Source organism: Vibrio sp. HM8-C (assembly GCF_058630515.1).
Genome location: NZ_JBMMKS010000001.1, coordinates 21,238 through 37,722, shown reverse-complemented (window position 1 = coordinate 37,722; position 16,485 = coordinate 21,238). Strand labels below are relative to the sequence as shown.

The window sequence follows — 16,485 nt, the reverse complement described above, 5'->3', positions numbered from 1 at the left end:
CTCACTTCCTTTTAACGATTAATCAAATATTCAACGCAAAAAAAAGCCACTGTCATCAGTGGCTTTCTAATCGATTATGGCATCTCGTCGAATTCGGCGCCTTCTTTCTCCACTTGAGGAGTCAGTAAGTGCTCACGAGTGATACCCAAGTTCAATGCTAGAGCCGAAGCTACGTAGATTGAAGAGTAAGTACCAACTGTAATACCCAATAACAGTGCCATTGCGAAACCGTGAATCATAGCGCCGCCCTGAACAAACAGAGCGATAACTACAAACAGTGTTGTACCCGACGTAATCAATGTACGACTTAATGTTTGAGTGATTGAGCTGTTCATGATTTCAGCCGATTCACCTTTACGCATCTTGCGGAAGTTTTCACGAATACGGTCGAAAACTACGATGGTATCGTTGAGTGAGTAACCCACAACCGTCAGCAATGCAGCAACAATCGTTAGGTCGACTTCCACTTGCATTAATGAGAACACACCGAGCGTGATGATAACGTCGTGCGCCAATGCTAAAACCGCACCAGCAGCCAAGCGCCATTCAAATCGCATAGATACATACAGAAGAATACACAGTAGCGATACTAAAATCGCCAAACCGCCCGCTTCGGTCAGTTCGTCACCCACGTTTGGACCGACGAATTCGATACGACGCATTTCTACTGATTTACCCGTACCTTCTTTAATTGCGCTTAAGATTTGGTTACCTAGAGCTTCACTTGCCACGTTTTCACGTGGACGAAGGCGAACCATTACATCTTTAGCAGAACCAAAGTTTTGTACTGTCGCATCACCGAAACCTTTCGCTTCAAGCGAGACTCGGATTTCTTCAAGGTTTACTGGTTGTTCGAAACCAACCTCGATCAGTGTACCACCCGTAAAATCTAAGCCCCAGTTCAGCCATTTTGTCGATAGAGTAAAAATCGAAGCACAGATCATTAGAATCGAGAAAATGAACGCGAACTTCGACCAACGCATAAAGTCGATCGATTTATCTGTTTTCAGAATTTGAAACATACCAATTCCTACCCTTAGATCGACAATTTGTTGATGCGTTTACCACCGTACAGCAAGTTGACGATACAACGAGTGCCGATAATTGCAGTAAACATTGAAGTTAGAATACCGATAGACAGAGTTACCGCGAAACCTTTAATCGCACCTGTACCCACAGCAAACAGAATGATTGCAGTGATTAGGGTTGTGATGTTCGCATCGGCGATAGTACTGAATGCGTTCGCATAACCCTGGTGAATCGCTTGTTGAGGGTTACGCCCGTCGCGCAGCTCTTCACGAATACGCTCAAAGATCAGTACGTTGGCATCCACCGCCATACCGACAGTTAATACGATACCCGCGATACCTGGCAGAGTCATTGTCGCCCCTGGAATCATTGACATCACGCCGATGATCAACACAAGGTTTGCAAACAGTGCTACGTTCGCGATCAAGCCAAACTTACGGTAGTAAAGTAGCGTAAACAGCATTACTGCAACCATACCCCACACACACGCTTGAATACCCATATCGATATTCTGTTGACCCATAGATGGACCAATGGTGCGTTCTTCTACAATCGAGATTGGCGCAATCAAAGCACCAGCACGCAGCAGAAGTGCAAGGTTATGAGCTTCAGCAGCTGAATCAATACCGGTAATACGGAAGCTACGACCTAAAGCAGATTGAATAGTTGCTTGGTTAACCACTTCTTCGTGTTTAACTAAGATAACTTTACCTTCTGGAGTCTTACGACCGCTGTCTTTGTACTCAGCAAATACAGTAGCCATCAGCTTGCCAATGTTCTTTTTAGAGAACGCTGACATTTTCGCACCACCTTCACTATCCAGTGAGATGTTTACTTGAGGACGACCATATTCGTCAGTGCTTGAACTTGCATCAGTAATACTTGAACCACCAAGAATCACACGCTTCTTAAGCACTGCAGGACGACCTTCACGATCAAACTTAACTTCACTACCAGCAGGTACACGGCCAGCAGCGGCAGCAGCTAAATCAGCCTTGTCATCCACTTCACGGAATTCAAGCGTCGCAGTTGCACCAAGAATCTCTTTCGCACGAGCGGTATCCTGAACACCAGGAAGTTCAACTACGATACGAGTAGCGCCTTGACGCTGCACCAACGGCTCAGCAACACCCAGTTCGTTTACACGGTTACGTAGAATACTGATGTTTTGTTCAACAGCGTAATTACGAATTTCTTGTAGACGAGTTTCTGAGAATTGCGCTTTCAGAACGAATTGATTGCTTTCATCAGAAGCAATAAAGGTCATATCGCGGTGTTTCGACTCTAACGAAGTTTTTGCTTGAGCTAGCTGCTCAGCATCACGTAACACCACTTCAACAGAATCTTTAAGAGGACGTATTGCACGGTAGCGAATTTTGTCTTCTCGCAGTTCACTGCGGAATGCTTCTTCTTGCTGACTGACCAGTTTTTCCATCGCGGCGTCCATATCCACTTCCATCAAGAAGTGAACACCACCACGAAGGTCAAGACCAAGCTTCATCGGCGCTGCGCCAATTGCTTCAAGCCAATCAGGAGTTGATGCTGCTAGGTTTAATGCCACGATGGTATCTTTACCCAGAGCTTCACTCACTACATCGCGAGCACTGATTTGAGTGTCTGTGTCATTAAATCGAACAAGAATAGATCCATTTTCGAGACCAATGGACTTATGAGAAAGCTGCGCTTCATCAAGCGCTTTAGTGACAGAATCCAGCGTTGACAGATCTACAGAGGCGCCACGCGCCCCTGTAATTTGAATAGCTGGATCTTCACCGTATATATTTGGAAGTGCATACAAAGCAGAGATGGCAATAACAAATACCACCATCAAGTACTTCCATAACGGATAACGGTTTAGCACAGAGAAGATCCTCTAGCTGTTTATAGAGATTTCAGCGTACCTTTTGGTAATACAGCTGTAATGAAGTCTTTTTTAAGAACGATTTCGTTGTTCTCGTTAAGTGCAATAGAAACATAATCGTTGTCTTCTGCAATTTTAGTAATGCGACCAACTAGTCCACCACTGGTAAGCACTTCATCACCTTTAGTCATAGAAGCCATTAGGTTTTTATGCTCTTTTACGCGCTTAGATTGTGGGCGGTAAATCATGAAGTAAAAGATTACCGCGAACATGCCAAGCATGATTAGCATTTCAAAACCACCACCAGCAGGAGTGCCAGCAGGTGCCGCGTGTGCTACAGAAATTAGACTCATTGAGAAACGTCCTCTAAGTTGTTTTGTCTAGTGTGAAATCTATTGGGTTACGCAACGCTGAATTCAAGTCAGGAAAGAGATAAATCCAACTTAGCGCACGAAATTACATTGATGCCAGCACGCATGCTGGCATCAACATTAAGCTTTCTCTTTTTGTAGAGGTGGAACTTCACGATTACGACGTGCGTAGAACTCTTCTACAAATTGATCGAAACGGTCTTCATCAATCGCAGTACGGATACTTTCCATCAAACGTTGGTAGTAGCGTAGGTTATGAATGGTATTCAGGCGTGCGCCCAAAATTTCATTACAACGATCTAAATGGTGAAGATACGATTTTGAGTAATTTTTGCAAGTGTAACAATCACAATGCGGATCTAATGGAGAAGTATCCGTTTTATGAACCGCGTTACGAATCTTAATTACACCGCCAGTAACGAATAAGTGACCGTTACGTGCGTTACGTGTTGGCATTACACAGTCGAACATATCAATACCGCGACGTACACCTTCCACTAAATCTTCCGGTTTGCCAACGCCCATTAAGTAACGAGGTTTGTCTTCCGGTAGTTGTGGGCATGTGTGCTCAAGCATACGGTGCATGTCTTCTTTTGGTTCACCAACCGCAAGACCACCAACAGCATAGCCATCAAAACCAATTTCAGTCAGACCTTTAACTGAAATATCACGCAAATCTTCATATACGCTGCCTTGAACAATACCGAACAGATTGTTCGGGTTTTCAAGCTTGTCAAAATGATCGCGAGAACGTTGCGCCCAACGAAGAGACATCTCCATTGATTTCTTCGCTTCATCATGCGTTGCAGGGTATGGCGTACATTCATCGAAGATCATCACGATATCTGAACCAAGGTCTTTTTGGATTTCCATTGACTTCTCAGCGTCCATGAAAATCTTGTCACCGTTTACAGGGTTACGGAAATGCACACCTTCTTCAGTGATTTTACGAATATCACCAAGGCTGAATACTTGGAAACCGCCTGAATCCGTTAGGATTGGACCTTGCCAGTTCATGAAATCATGCAAGTCACCGTGCATTTTCATCACTTCTTGACCAGGGCGTAACCAAAGGTGGAAAGTGTTGCCCAGTAGAATTTGTGCGCCAGTATCAGCCACTTCTTCTGGTGTCATACCTTTTACCGTACCGTAAGTACCTACAGGCATAAATGCTGGCGTTTGCACTGTGCCACGTTCAAAAGTCAGTTGACCGCGACGTGCATTGCCATTTTTCTTTTTTAGATTGAATTGTAGTTTCACAAAGCCTCCAAATGTCAGAGAAACAGTCTGACGGATTGATACCCACACCTATTGTCACACCAAGAAATGGCATTACATAAACACTAGCATGGGTATAAACAGCTACCCGGAAAAGTGTCCAGATAGCCTCAAAAATAATTTACCAATAAGGCGTTTTAGCTTTGGTTCGTTCTCTTTGTTATGAACATCGCATCGCCGTAACTAAAGAAACGGTACTGCTCTCTTACAGCGTGATCATAGGCCGCCATAGTATGCTCGTAACTGGCGAATGCACTTACTAACATAATTAACGTTGATTCAGGTAGGTGGAAATTGGTAATCAAACAATCCACTAACTGATATTGATAACCTGGGAAAATAAAGATCTCTGTATCACCAAAGAATGGAACTAGCTCAGTCCCCTTGCTCAACGCGTCTTGCGCAGCACTTTCTAACGAACGAACAGACGTTGTACCAACAGCGATAATACGTCCACCACGCGCTTTCGTTGCCGCAATAGCATCCACTACTTCTTGTGGTACTTCTACGTATTCAGCATGCATGTGGTGATCATTGATGTTGTCTACACGAACAGGTTGGAACGTCCCAGCCCCTACGTGCAAAGTCACGTATGCAAATTCAACACCTTTTGCTTTGATCTGCTCAAGTAAGGTTTCATCGAAGTGCAAACCAGCAGTCGGAGCCGCAACCGCACCCGGTTTTTGGTTATAAACCGTTTGGTAGCGCTCTTTGTCTGCATCTTCATCTGGGCGATCGATGTAAGGAGGCAGAGGCATATGTCCGATCTCATTTAAAATCTCCAATACGGCTTTCTCATCCGTAAAGCGAATTTCAAACAGAGCATCATGACGAGCAACCATCACCGCATGGTATTCATCGTTTTCACCCAGATACAATTCTGTATTTGGTTTTGGCGGCTTAGAAGAGCGAACGTGAGCAAGAATCGAGTGTTCATCAAGCATACGCTCAACCAATACTTCAAGTTTGCCACCAGAGGCTTTACGGCCAAACATACGAGCAGGAATAACACGAGTATTGTTAAACACTAAAAGATCACCCGGCTCAACCAAGTCGAGGACATTTTTAAAGGTGCTATCTGTTAGCGTACCCGTATTACCGTTCAACTGCAGCAAACGGCTGGCTGTACGGTCTGCTTTTGGATAACGAGCAATAAGCTCGTCTGGAAGTTCAAAATGGAAATCTGAAACTTGCATGACTGTATATTCGTTCTCTTTTGGGTTTAGCGATGAATCTTTTCGCGGCGCGGTAGTATATACCTAAGCAACCGCAAGATACAGGATTGTGCACCCTGAACGACTAATCTCAAGGCAATAGTTTGTAATCAACGATGAATTGCGCCAATTCGAGATAAAAGTTGGGCAAGCTCTCAGTTATTTATCCGCAGAAAAACTATGCTTTAAACAAGAACCAAAGAGTTATTACAAGCCTGAAGTGATAGGAGTTGGATATGATTAAAGTCGAAGACATGATGACTCGTAATCCCCATACTTTACTGCGTTCAAACACTCTCTCTGATGCTAAACACATGATGGAAGCATTAGATATTCGCCACATTCCTATTGTTGATGCAGAAAAGAAACTACTGGGTGTAGTCACTCAAAGAGATATTCTTGCCGCTCAAGAATCTAGCCTGCAGAAATCATCCAGTATTCGCTCCTACACCGATGATTCTCCGCTCAATGAAATTATGCATTCACAAGTGATGACAGTTGCCCCCCAAGCCGGGCTAAAAGAGAGCGCCATGTACATGCAAAAGCACAAAGTCGGCTGCTTACCGGTTATCGCCAAAGGTGAGTTGGTTGGCATCATTACCGATAGTGATTTCGTGTCTATTGCCATCAGCCTACTTGAGTTACAAGAAGAAATAGAACCAGAGGAAATCGAAGACGATCTTTAAACGATAATTGGGTTAGTTTTGCTCCCATTAAAACCATTTTTGAAAGGTTAATATTCACTAATATTAACCTTCACTTCCTTGCCTTACTTCCTAAATGTCAGCTTATGTCAGAATCATCCCACCACTGGCGTAGGATTTGTTTTTTTTAACCATCCAGCATGTCATACAAAGGAATTTATACCTTATATATCAACAAATTAAACAAAAACATCAGCACTTAGTATTTTTGGCTGATGGTGACTATTTGTATAAAATTTGCCTAATTCCGTTTGTCCATAAAGAAGAAACACATGCTAAATCGAATCACTAAGGTATCGTTTAAAATTTATTTAATCATTACCTTTACGACACTTTCAACGCTGATCATTTCAGGCGTTGCTTGGTTCGCGATCAAAAACATTCAGTCTGATTTCAACGATTTCAGAGATGTAAACCAAAACGCTATTCAAGCAAGTAACGTTCAAGAACACATGCTAACCGCACGTATTCGCGCATTAACGTTCCGCTCAAGTGGTGATGAGAAACACTTCAATGATTCAGTTCATGAGCTAAAAGCAACGGAAAGCATCATTCAAGAAGAGATCAACACAAGCAAAACTCAGCAGCAAGTGGCTCTTCTTACCAGCATGAAGAAAAACGTAACTCAGTATGAAGTTGAACTGAACGAAGTGAAGCGCTTAATGCAGCGCAGAAATGAGCTTGTTCGTAAAAACCAGTCTGTAACTGAAGAGCTGCAAAAACACATTGGCTTAGTTCGTGCTGCCAGCCTAAATGAAAGCATGGAGCTTTTTGAGCATGTAATCGAAACGGAATATCAATTTACTATTGCTCTGCAACACGCCACTAACTTCCTCGTTGATAACGAAGAAAACGATTTTGAACTCTATCAGAGTGCCTTTGCTCAACTGCAAAAAATGATGGAAGAGTTCAATAACGAATATCCTCAGTACCGCAATGAGACTGTTAAGAAACAAATCGCTGTGTTTAACAATAATATCAATGAAATTTTCAGCATCATTGGTAAACGTAATGAAATTTGGAATGTCAGCCTAGCTAAATTGGGTAACGAAATTACCGATAACATTGTGAACATTAAACAGCACTCGTTTAATAACCAAACGACTCTGGCTCAAAAAGTATCTGAACTGTCTGACAACGCGATCACTGCCGTTATTACTGCGCTTCTGATCTCACTGCCTATCGTGATGGTTATTTGTCAGTTGGTTACACGCAGTATCACAGGCCCGATCAATACGACTAAGAACATTATTGAACGCATGGCAAACGGCGAGCTGCATGCTGAACATACTGTCGAAGGCGCGGATGAAGTCGCTCAAATGCGTCGCTCTTTGGGTCAAATGGAACAGAAGTTCTACAGCACGGTTCAAGAGATCACGCAAAACTGTGAAATGCTGGCTTCCGCTTCAGAGCAGTTGTCAGCTATCAACCACGAAGTACTGCAAAGCTCTATGACTCAGCAACAAGAGACTGATCAAGTTGCCACAGCAATGAACGAAATGTCTGCTGCGATCAACGAAGTGGCAATCGGTGCGAACACAGCATCTCAAGAAGCAGAATCTGCAACAGAAGAAGCAAACAAAGGCATGTCTGTGATGTCTTCGTCTATGGAACAAATAAGCTCTCTCGCTCAACAAATGGGCGACCTTAGCGCTGAGATTTCTACCCTGCGTACAGGCACAGAAGAAGTGGGTGATGTCATGGACGTGATTCAAAAAATTGCCGAGCAAACCAACCTTCTGGCTCTCAACGCAGCAATTGAAGCCGCTCGTGCTGGTGAACAAGGCCGTGGTTTTGCTGTTGTTGCTGATGAAGTGCGTCAGCTAGCACAGCAAACTCAGAAAGCGGTTGAGAAAATTGAAGACCAAATTACGACGCTTCAAAACAACACATCTCAAGTTGTTGAATCGATCAACGCAAGCCAGATCATGCTTGAAGAGACAGTGACACAAGCAGAATCAGCGAACGTAGCATTCTCTACCATCACAGACAGCGTTGCACAAACCAACAACCTGAATACGCAAATTGCTACTGCAACAGAAGAGCAAAGCACAACAGCCGAGATGATCAGTGAAAGTATCACCGTCGTTCGTGACAAAGTTGATCAAACCGTAAACATGGTGTCAGACAGCAACCAAGCTTCACAAGAGCTGGCGAAAATGTCTGTGACACTGGCTGAACTGATGCGTTTCTTCAAACTGAAGTAATCACAGCCGATTGAAAGCAAACAGCTGGATTCGATCCAGCTGTTTCTTTTTCTACCGAGCGAGCACTACTGTCTCGCTCTTTTTTGTTGGTCGCAGAACACTATGAAATCAAAAAAATACAAATCCATCGCTGACATTACCTCTTTTTCAATGTTACTCATTTTGCTTCTATGTACAGCGCTTAGTATTTTTTCCAAGCTGATTTTCACATCCATGAATAAGGATGCAGAGATCATCAATCTTGCAGGCTCATTGAGAATGCAAAGCTACCGTATTGCCTATGATATCAAAGCAAACAACGCACAAAACAAGGACACCTTTATTGACCAATACGAAGCGGTTCTTTATTCCGATTCGCTGAAAACAGTTACAAGCTGGCATTCGACAGATGAAATCACACATACCTATTTTCAAGTTGTTAGGCAGTGGGAAGGCTTAAAAGAAAAAATAAACTCTGGCCGAGAGGATGAAGCTCTGGCGGTTATAGCAAACTTTGTCGACATCATAGATGACATGGTAAGAGACATTCAGCTTCATTCTGAATGCAAGCTTAACTACCTGATTACCGCAAGCTGCGTGGGTATCACGCTTGTTGGCTTAATTATGTGCTACATCATTCGCTACATTAATAAAAAGGTCGTTGCCCCCATCGTTCAACTTGCCGACGCGAGCCAAAACATTCGACAGGGTAATTTCGAGATTAAATTGGATTATCAACTGAACAATGAGATCGGTCTGCTCTCAACTACTTTTCGACGTATGGCAGATAAAGTGAGTGATATTTACTCTGGTTTAGAACAATCCATCAGCCACCACAACGATGCACTTGAACTAGCCGTTGAAGAGAATGCTCTGCTCTCAAAACTCTCCATCGTTTTACTCAACACTGAACCTTGTAGGAACAAATTAGAGTCCGCGCTTAGCCTGATACTGGATATGGAGACTATTACTGCTGTGGCTTTGGAATGGAACGATAAGGATAGCGGTGAATTGTTAATCGTTACTCAGGGAGGTGAATGCAATGAAGGATCTTATGTACTGCCTCTGGTTTATAAAGGGGTCAACGTGGGTACACTGCGTTATCAAAGTGAAATTAGGCTTTCTCTACTTGAAACCGTAGCGCCAATCTTTGCTAAGTACCTTCATTCCATCCGTGCGGTTTAAAAGCATTCTAGCGTTCAGTGACATTGAAGATTCGGCTCAATAAAAAAGCTGCCCCTTAAGGCAGCTTTTTTAAAGCGAGATTGAGAAGACATTAAATTAACGAAAACTCGGGTTGTTCTCTTTATCGACATACAGGTTTTCATCAGCTCTTAAAATGGCAGTTTTGATGCTTTCAAATTCTAGTTTTTCAGTTACGCCCGTTGCGACTGAGACGCGAATGTTAGTAGGTTCGATAGCTTTCGATCTGACTTGAGCTTTCAATTTTCTCGATAACTCATCTGCCACCTCTAGCTCACACCCCGGAAGGATCACGATAAACTCATCACCGCCATTTCGAATGAGATATCCCTCATCACCAAACACCGCCTTCATTGAATCAGCAATGTGTTTGATCGCTTTATCACCAATTGCATGTCCATATAAGTCATTAATTGTCTTAATCTTGTTGCCATCAATGGCGATGATGCTGGTTTTCTTATCTAAAATCGCTAACAGAAACTCATCTTCTTTAAAAATCTTACGGTTGTACAAACCGGTCAATTCATCTTCGTTAGCAGAAATCAGAACTTCTTTCAGTTGATTACGGCTGTAGCGCGATTCATCCCATTTCCAATATACAAAGAAAGCACAAACGAAGAAGATTGCCCATAACCACATAAATTCTGCCGCCACCAGCGACGCCGGCAACTTATAAACAACTTTGCTACGGTTATCAGTGATGTGCTCACGAGTGTAAGTACGCCCGAAGTTAAAGTTCAGATGCTCAAAAATGGTACTTTTAAAACTGTTATTCCGCTCTGTTCTGAAACTCAATCCGTACGCCCAATCAACAGGAACATGAAAATCAACCACAAAGTCACCCATGATCTCTTTGGTAAAGAAATCTCTAACTGGTGAAGACATTGAGACTATATATGTGCCGGACAGCAAGTCTTTATAAACAGGGGAAACAATCACCCTATCTTTCAATTGGAAAGGCCGTGCATATATCGAACAAGTTTCCGTTATGCTGCATCGTTCAATGCCAAAGAGTTCTTCGGAGATGGGGAAATCGGGGATCAGCTCTTGAGTGAAGATCTTCTTCCCTTCATAAGAGCGAAAATACATAAACACGTCATTTGAATCAAAAAGCGAAGGTATGTATTTATTACTGAGCTGCATAACTCGGACAATCACGCGCTCATTTTCTGTCAGTTCTTCATGACCTTCAACGGCGTAGCTATAAACTTCATAATCATCCAGTTCAGCCTCTTTGACTAAAACGGGCAATTGACGTTCTGTTTCTGCCAGCAGCCCAAGCAGAATCATTTTCTGCTTTTTGATTTCCAGTGTTTTAACAAGTGAGTTGAAATGAACAAATTTCTCATCGACGAACTTTTCTATGTTGAGTGTAATCACCATGTAGAAAAGAAGAGTACTGACAAGCAGAGCAAAAGTAGAAATTTTAAAGTAGCGCATCATAGTATTCAGTGCGCTACTTATTGTTGATCAATATCGATAAAGCTCAGCGCTTCGATAGGCATTGGTCTACCCGTGAAGTAGCCCTGACAAACATCGACGCCAAGATTTTGCATTAGTTTCCATGTTGCATCATCTTCTACGCCCTCCGATACCAGATTGATATGCATACTTTTCGAAAGTGTACACATGCTTCGGATAATCGACTGTTTGATTTCATCACCAACACAGTTGAATACGAAGTTCTTATCAATTTTGATTTCCGTAAATGGTAGATGTGAGAGTTTAAGATACGACGAGCTGCCAGTACCAAAATCATCAATCGAAATACCCACCCCATACAAACGCATGCGGGTTACATTCGTGATCATCTCAATCGATTCTTTATAAATATCTTGCTCAGTCAGTTCTAGGGTGATGTAGCTAGGATCAACGTCGTAGTCTTTGCACATGTTGAGAAGATAATTGGCAAAGCTCGGAATTTCGAGATCTTGTTGAGTCACGTTAATCGACACGCGACATTGAATTCTCTTCTGCGAAATATCTTCGAGAACATTATCCAACACCGCTTTAAACAAGTGATATTCCAAGCCATTGTCATGCAACATAGGAATAAAAATATCGGGAAAGATCATCCCTTTTGTCGGGTGAACCCAACGAGCAAGCGCTTCTAACCCAACCACTTTACCCGTGGTGTAATCTAATTGCGGCTGATAGTAATTTTTAAACTGGCCTTCGTTTAATGCTGCGGCCAGTTCGTCCATATCTACAGTTTTTAATTTCTGCTTAATTGCGGTTTTTTTTATAATCACTTCTTTCTGGAACATCTCTTCCAGAAAAACATCGGAGACTGGCTTGTTGAGTTCATAAACATTTGAGAACCCAAGCTTCTTACTCATGTAAGTTAATGAAGAAACGATAGAACTACCGATACTGCTAGTAATAGCCAATGCACCTTGATAACCAATGTTGTCTAAATGACGAATAAGAGTAATCCCATCCATCTCTGGCATCATGATGTCACTAAATACAATATCAAACTGATGTTCAGAAACAGCACGCAATGCTGCCTGACCACTGTTACAGGTCATCAGCTTGGTCATACCGAATTTTCTTAGTTGGCGTTCCATCGCACTTAATTGAATTGGATTGTCATCGACAATTAAGGCGGCTAGTTCTTTCATAAGTTATCTATTTATTTAATACAGCATGAATTTGAAGGCATTTATTCAACCTAACACCTATGTGGCGGTTGTATAAAATACGGACGAATGTCGGAATTGTTGATGGTTGAAGTATCAAAGTCAAATAACAGCGATTTCAAAAAATAACATTAAGCTATTGTTTTTAAATACATAAAAACCATTCTTAAAAATAAAACACGACAATAAAAGACTATTCCTACAAACAACTTCCAGCATGTGCTTCCGAAACTATTTCCACTTGTAACAAATTCAGCGACAGCAAATGAATAAATAAAAAAAGAGCGGTCTAAGCCGCTCAAAATTCATGCACAAAAAAAATTATTATCAATGGATTTAAAACTGGTCTTCTTCAGTTGAACCAGTAAGGGCAGTAACCGATGAATTTCCGCCTTGGATAGTGTTGGTCATCTTATCGAAATAGCCTGTACCCACTTCTTGCTGGTGAGCCACGAAGGTATAACCTTTTTCAGCTGCAGCAAATTCAGGGCGTTGAACCATCTCAACATAGTGACGCATACCTTCGCCTTGAGCGTAAGCGTGTGCAAGCTCGAACATGTTGAACCACATGTTATGGATACCTGCCAATGTAATGAATTGGTACTTGTAACCCATGTCTGAAAGCTCTTGTTGGAACTTCGCAATGGTTTCTTGATCAAGGTTCTTTTCCCAGTTAAACGATGGCGAGCAGTTATACGCAAGAAGTTGGTCTGGGTACTGTTCCAAAATTGCTTCTGCGAATTTGCGTGCTTCGTCCAAATCTGGTTTTGCCGTTTCACACCAAACAAGATCAGCGTAAGGAGCGTAAGCAAGTCCGCGCGCTATCGCTTGATCAATACCTGCACGTACACGGTAGAAACCTTCGCTGGTTCTTTCGCCTACGATAAAGTCTGCATCGTATGGATCACAATCGGATGTCAGCAAGTCTGCTGCGTTTGCGTCTGTACGAGCTATAACCAGCGTTGTTGTGCCTGCAACGTCTGCTGCCAATCGAGCTGCAACCAGTTTCTGTACTGCTTCCTGAGTAGGTACCAAAACTTTACCGCCCATATGTCCACATTTCTTCACCGATGCTAATTGGTCTTCAAAGTGAACACCTGCAGCACCCGCTTCAATCATGGATTTCATCAGCTCATAAGCATTCAGAACACCCCCGAAACCCGCTTCTGCGTCAGCAACGATCGGTAGGAAGTAATCAATACCTTCTTCTGGTGTTACCCCGTTTGACCATTGGATTTGGTCAGCACGACGGAATGAGTTATTGATTCGCTTAACGACACTTGGTACAGAATCTACTGGGTAGAGTGACTGGTCTGGATACATAGTTGACGCAGTATTGTTATCCGCTGCAACTTGCCAACCTGAAAGGTAAATAGCCTCAATACCTGCTTTCGCCTGTTGTACAGCCTGACCACCAGTCAATGCGCCCAAACAGTTCACATAACCTTTTTTAGCACTGCCGTTCACCAGTGACCAAAGTTTGTCTGCACCACGCTGTGCAATCGTGTTTGCTGGAATAATAGAACCACGTAGGTTCACAACTTCTTCAGCAGTATATGTGCGTTTTACGTTGTTCCAACGAGGATTCGTTGCCCAATCTTTTTCTAACGCTTCAATTTGTTGGCGGCGAGTCAGTGTCATAATCTATCCCTCTTGGTATGAGCGTCCTTTCGCTATCAGTACGGCACACGCTGATATTGAGCTGACTATTTGGTTGTTTCAGTTAAGTTTCACGTTGTTGTTTTTTAGAAAATTTTTACTGGTTTTAAAAAGGTTTTTATTGCTTTTAAAAATACGATATAGCTTTTAAAAATCGGATTAATCTAAATATTCATAACCAGGCACGGTTAGGAAATTGGTCAGCTCATCGCTGGTCGTGAGTTTTTCCATTAACTCAGCGGCTTCACTAAATCTTCCAGCGTTGAAGCGATCGTCACCTAGTTCAGATTTCACTACTTCAATCTCTTCAGCTAGATATTGGCGGAACAGATCTTTGGTCACGGTCTGACCGTTATCCAGTGACTTACCATGTTGAATCCATTGCCAAATCGAAGTACGAGATATTTCCGCTGTCGCCGCATCTTCCATCAGTCCATAAATAGGCACACAACCGTTACCAGAGATCCAAGCTTCGATATATTGCAGCGCAACGCGAATGTTGTGTCTCATCCCCTCTTCGCTTCTTACTCCGTCACAAGGCGTTAATAAGTCTTCTGCGGTGATAGGAGCATCGGACATGCGGCTCACATCGAGCTGATTGCTACGACTGCCGAGAACTTGGTTAAACACATCCATAGCGGTATCGGCAAGTCCCGGATGGGCAACCCAAGTACCGTCATGGCCATTGGTCGCTTCCAGCAGTTTGTCATTACGAATTTTGTCCTGAACCTGAGAGTTCACTTGCGGATCTTTTGCTGGAATGAAAGCAGCCATACCGCCCATAGCAAAGGCACCACGCTTATGACAGGTATAAATCAGCAGGCGTGAGTAAGCGTTGAGGAAAGGCTTATCCATAGTCACTACCTGACGATCTGGCAGTACACGGTCTGCGTGTTTTTTCAGCGTTTTGATATAGCTGAAGATGTAATCCCAACGTCCGCAGTTAAGGCCAACAATATGCTCCTTGAGCGCAAACAGAATTTCATCCATTTGGAAAACAGCAGGCAAAGTTTCAATCAGTACTGTGGCTTTGATAGTGCCGGTTTCCAAACCAAAATAGTCTTCCGTGAAATGGAATACATCACTCCACCATTGAGCCTCTTTATAGGCTTGTAACTTTGGTAAGTAGAAATATGGACCGCTGCCTTTTTTCAATAACGCTTTGTGGTTGTTGAAGAAATACAAAGCAAAATCAAACAGAGCGCCCGGAATGATTTGTCCGTCAAAGGTGACATGTTTTTCACGCAGATGCAGACCACGTACGCGACAAATCAGTACCGCTGGATCTTCTTTTAGTTGGTAGTTTTTGCCGTTATCTGGATTGGTATAGCTGATGGTGCCATTCACAGCATCGCGAAGGTTGATTTGGCCGTCTAATACCTTGTCCCAAGCCGGTGACATTGAGTCTTCAAAATCTGCCATAAACACTTTTACATTGGCATTCAATGCGTTAATTACCATTTTACGATCAGTAGGACCTGTAATTTCTACGCGGCGATCTTGCAAATCACTTGGGATACCGAGAATTTTCCAGCTTCCCTCGCGAATGTCTTGTGTTTCGGTAAGGAAATCTGGCAACTGACCGTTGTCGATTGTTTGTTGTTTGCGTTCACGTTCAGCGAGTAGCTCGTCTACTCTTGCCGCATAGCGAACACACAATTCGGATAGGAAAGCCTGAGCTTCACTTGGAAATATAACTTGATGCTGCGGAGCAAGCTCTCCAGTGATTGTTAATCGAGAGTGGCAACCTGACTCTCTCTCTAATGCGATATTCGAATCTGACGTTTGAGCAAACATATCTTCTTCCTTGTCACTTAAAATTTCATTTGTAACTTTAAAACCACAAATTACATTTTAATTTATTAAACCTTCCATGCTTTCCATGTCTATACAATCACTCAAAGCACACTCGATTTCAACGTTTACCAGACTAGACATAAGTCTATAAAAGTCAAATAAACACTAACTTGAAAAGCCTCTAAGTAAAAGACTAAAAATTCATTTAAGCAAAATTCAAAGTTTTCTTCGGTTCAATAATTAGTCAACTTTCAAACTCAAATTACGTAATAAATTACGTAATATAATTACATTTAATTTTACGTAGAAAATGCGCTTTAAACGAAATGAAATAGAATGTGAAAATTAGAAAGTGCAGTAACAGTGAAGGCTTGAATAAGAAATTGGCGATTTCTTTAAACACCAGCGAAGGTCAAAACTGTAAAATTAACTTTGTGAATTTTTACAATTTTATGAAAGCTTCATAATTTTAATTCTTGTGAAATTTCACAGAAAAAGAGATCTGAAAAGTATAAAAAACTAAAAAACGCACCAATCACAG

At 42.4% G+C, this 16,485-nt stretch carries 12 protein-coding genes; 3 read left to right on the top strand and 9 right to left on the bottom strand.

Translation table 11 applies throughout. The annotated features are described in order from the left end of the window. Window positions 1-74: 74 nt before the first annotated feature. The 5 genes from secF to queA all read right to left on the bottom strand — a co-directional run bounded on the left by secF (window position 75) and on the right by queA (window position 5,735). Window positions 75-1,022 (bottom strand): protein translocase subunit SecF, encoded by a 948-nt coding sequence (gene secF / locus ACOSVQ_RS00155; protein WP_491980592.1) that lies wholly within the window; start codon window positions 1,020-1,022, stop codon window positions 75-77. Window positions 1,023-1,036: 14 nt separating this feature from the next. Continuing rightward, window positions 1,037-2,890: a protein translocase subunit SecD gene (secD, locus tag ACOSVQ_RS00150; protein ID WP_491980591.1), complete on the bottom strand. Its 1,854-nt coding sequence runs from the start codon at window positions 2,888-2,890 to the stop codon at window positions 1,037-1,039. A gap of 20 nt (window positions 2,891-2,910) precedes the next feature. Beyond that, window positions 2,911-3,243 (bottom strand): preprotein translocase subunit YajC, encoded by a 333-nt coding sequence (yajC, locus tag ACOSVQ_RS00145; protein WP_165310466.1) that lies wholly within the window; start codon window positions 3,241-3,243, stop codon window positions 2,911-2,913. A gap of 138 nt (window positions 3,244-3,381) precedes the next feature. Next, a complete protein-coding gene (tgt, locus tag ACOSVQ_RS00140) occupies window positions 3,382-4,521 on the bottom strand; it encodes a tRNA guanosine(34) transglycosylase Tgt (protein WP_491980590.1) in 1,140 nt (379 codons plus the stop codon). A gap of 155 nt (window positions 4,522-4,676) precedes the next feature. Beyond that, complete coding sequence (gene queA, locus ACOSVQ_RS00135) at window positions 4,677-5,735, bottom strand: tRNA preQ1(34) S-adenosylmethionine ribosyltransferase-isomerase QueA (protein WP_491980589.1); 1,059 nt, start codon at window positions 5,733-5,735, stop codon at window positions 4,677-4,679. A gap of 254 nt (window positions 5,736-5,989) precedes the next feature. On the opposite strand from queA, the gene ACOSVQ_RS00130 reads away from it, so the two are divergent. From ACOSVQ_RS00130 to ACOSVQ_RS00120, 3 genes are all read left to right on the top strand, one after another. Beyond that, on the top strand, window positions 5,990-6,439 hold the full coding sequence (locus ACOSVQ_RS00130) for a CBS domain-containing protein (protein WP_491980588.1): 450 nt from the start codon (window positions 5,990-5,992) through the stop codon (window positions 6,437-6,439). A 290-nt stretch (window positions 6,440-6,729) separates the two neighbouring features. Continuing rightward, window positions 6,730-8,664, top strand: a complete 1,935-nt coding sequence (locus ACOSVQ_RS00125; protein WP_491980587.1) for a methyl-accepting chemotaxis protein — start codon at window positions 6,730-6,732, stop codon at window positions 8,662-8,664. Between the two features lie 102 nt (window positions 8,665-8,766). Then, a complete protein-coding gene (locus ACOSVQ_RS00120; protein ID WP_491980586.1) occupies window positions 8,767-9,828 on the top strand; it encodes a type IV pili methyl-accepting chemotaxis transducer N-terminal domain-containing protein in 1,062 nt (353 codons plus the stop codon). Between the two features lie 96 nt (window positions 9,829-9,924). Here the strand turns inward: ACOSVQ_RS00120 and ACOSVQ_RS00115 are convergent, their stop codons facing one another. The 4 genes from ACOSVQ_RS00115 to aceB all read right to left on the bottom strand — a co-directional run bounded on the left by ACOSVQ_RS00115 (window position 9,925) and on the right by aceB (window position 15,944). Beyond that, a complete protein-coding gene (locus ACOSVQ_RS00115; protein WP_491980585.1) occupies window positions 9,925-11,286 on the bottom strand; it encodes a GGDEF domain-containing protein in 1,362 nt (453 codons plus the stop codon). Between the two features lie 20 nt (window positions 11,287-11,306). Beyond that, a complete protein-coding gene (locus tag ACOSVQ_RS00110) occupies window positions 11,307-12,470 on the bottom strand; it encodes an EAL domain-containing response regulator (RefSeq protein WP_491980584.1) in 1,164 nt (387 codons plus the stop codon). A 354-nt stretch (window positions 12,471-12,824) separates the two neighbouring features. Beyond that, complete coding sequence (gene aceA, locus ACOSVQ_RS00105; protein ID WP_491980583.1) at window positions 12,825-14,129, bottom strand: isocitrate lyase; 1,305 nt, start codon at window positions 14,127-14,129, stop codon at window positions 12,825-12,827. 177 nt (window positions 14,130-14,306) lie between these two features. Then, on the bottom strand, window positions 14,307-15,944 hold the full coding sequence (gene aceB / locus ACOSVQ_RS00100; protein WP_491980582.1) for a malate synthase A: 1,638 nt from the start codon (window positions 15,942-15,944) through the stop codon (window positions 14,307-14,309). Between the last annotated feature and the right edge of the window lie 541 nt (window positions 15,945-16,485).

Coding starts and splice junctions, on each gene's coding strand:
- secF (WP_491980592.1), bottom strand. CDS start 1,022: ATGTTTCAAATTCTGAAAACAGATAAATCGATCGACTTTATGCGTTGG.
- yajC (WP_165310466.1), bottom strand. CDS start 3,243: ATGAGTCTAATTTCTGTAGCACACGCGGCACCTGCTGGCACTCCTGCT.
- queA (WP_491980589.1), bottom strand. CDS start 5,735: ATGCAAGTTTCAGATTTCCATTTTGAACTTCCAGACGAGCTTATTGCT.
- ACOSVQ_RS00130 (WP_491980588.1), top strand. CDS start 5,990: ATGATTAAAGTCGAAGACATGATGACTCGTAATCCCCATACTTTACTG.
- ACOSVQ_RS00125 (WP_491980587.1), top strand. CDS start 6,730: ATGCTAAATCGAATCACTAAGGTATCGTTTAAAATTTATTTAATCATT.
- ACOSVQ_RS00120 (WP_491980586.1), top strand. CDS start 8,767: ATGAAATCAAAAAAATACAAATCCATCGCTGACATTACCTCTTTTTCA.
- ACOSVQ_RS00115 (WP_491980585.1), bottom strand. CDS start 11,286: ATGCGCTACTTTAAAATTTCTACTTTTGCTCTGCTTGTCAGTACTCTT.
- ACOSVQ_RS00110 (WP_491980584.1), bottom strand. CDS start 12,470: ATGAAAGAACTAGCCGCCTTAATTGTCGATGACAATCCAATTCAATTA.
- aceA (WP_491980583.1), bottom strand. CDS start 14,129: ATGACACTGACTCGCCGCCAACAAATTGAAGCGTTAGAAAAAGATTGG.
- aceB (WP_491980582.1), bottom strand. CDS start 15,944: ATGTTTGCTCAAACGTCAGATTCGAATATCGCATTAGAGAGAGAGTCA.